This is a genomic window from Microbacterium sp. Bi128, assembly GCF_918698205.1.
Genome location: NZ_CAKKMM010001446.1, coordinates 1 through 1,257, shown reverse-complemented (window position 1 = coordinate 1,257; position 1,257 = coordinate 1). Strand labels below are relative to the sequence as shown.

Genomic DNA, 1,257 nt, shown 5'->3' with positions numbered 1-1,257 from the left:
GTTAAATGACATACTTGTAATACATCATCTTGGGGTCCACATGAGGCTCTTGCACTACATGTAGTATCGACATACAGTTCCAGCAGAGCATCAGCGCGGGACATCCGGAGCCGGGATTGCGCTCCACAGAAGACTTCAACAAAGGGGACAGGACCATGACCGTTACGGTTTACACGAAGCCGGCCTGCGTTCAGTGCAACGCGACCTACCGCGCGCTGGACAAGAAGGGCATCGCCTACCAGAGCGTCGACATTTCCCAGGACGCGGAAGCCCTTGAGCGCCTGAAGTCCCTGGGCTACATGCAGGCCCCCGTTGTCGTCACCGACCAGGACCACTGGTCAGGTTTCCGCCCGGACAAGATCGAAGAACTGGCGCAGGCTGCCGCCGTCGCTGTAGCCTGAAACGCCCTGTCGCCTGAAAAGCCCAGGACGCCGCTACCAGGCAAGAATTCACGGTAGATGAGGTGACCACCGTGGCTGTAACAACTGAAGATCGGGTGGCTGCCACGGCTGACGGCGGGGAAGCGGTCAGCACGGCAGCACCGGCCACCACCACGCACTGCCGGCTCATCTACTTTTCCTCCACCTCCGAAAACACCGCACGCTTCGTTGCGAAGCTGGGCGTCGACGCCGCCAGGATCCCCCTTTACCCGAGGGACGCTCCGCTGGTGGCCCGGGAGCCTTACGTTTTGTTGCTCCCGACCTATGGCGGCACCGGGGGAGAGGGATCTGTTCCAAAGCAGGTCATCAGGTTTTTGAACGATCCGGGTAACCGGAAGCTGATCCGCGGAGTGATCGGCGCAGGAAACACCAATTTCGGGGACAACTACTGCATGGCAGGGGACATCATCGCCGCCAAGTGCAAGGTCCCGCACCTATATCGCTTCGAACTCATGGGGACGCCGGAAGACGTCAACCGCGTACAACAAGGATTGGAAGAGTTTTGGACACGACTGTCGCAGACAAAGCAGTAACTGAAGGCGCAGGCCTGCACACGGGCACCGGCACAGCCGCCGCCGCTGTTGAGAAGAAGCACGAGATGCCGGCCGCCTACAAGGGCCTGGGCTACCACGAGCTGAACGCCATGCTGAACCTCTACGGCCCCAACGGGGAAATCCAGTTCGAGGCCGACCGCGAGGCCGCGCACCAGTACTTCCTGCAGCACGTGAACAACAACACCGTGTTCTTCCACGACCTCGAGGAAAAGCTCGACTACCTCGTCAAGAACGAGTACTACGAGCGCGAAACCCTCGACCAG

2 protein-coding genes and 1 pseudogene are annotated in these 1,257 nt (G+C 60.0%); all 3 read left to right on the top strand.

Annotated elements, in window-relative coordinates; genetic code table 11:
• Nucleotides 1-155 precede the first annotated feature (155 nt).
• Nucleotides 156-401 (top strand): glutaredoxin-like protein NrdH, encoded by a 246-nt coding sequence (gene nrdH, locus LQV45_RS33560; RefSeq protein WP_018773329.1) that lies wholly within the window; start codon nucleotides 156-158, stop codon nucleotides 399-401.
• 167 nt (nucleotides 402-568) lie between these two features.
• Entirely contained in the window at nucleotides 569-973 is a 405-nt protein-coding gene (gene nrdI, locus LQV45_RS33555; RefSeq protein WP_223916943.1) for a class Ib ribonucleoside-diphosphate reductase assembly flavoprotein NrdI, read from the top strand.
• Between the two features lie 65 nt (nucleotides 974-1,038).
• Nucleotides 1,039-1,257 (top strand): annotated as a pseudogene (locus LQV45_RS33550) (ribonucleotide-diphosphate reductase subunit alpha); the annotation flags it as partial.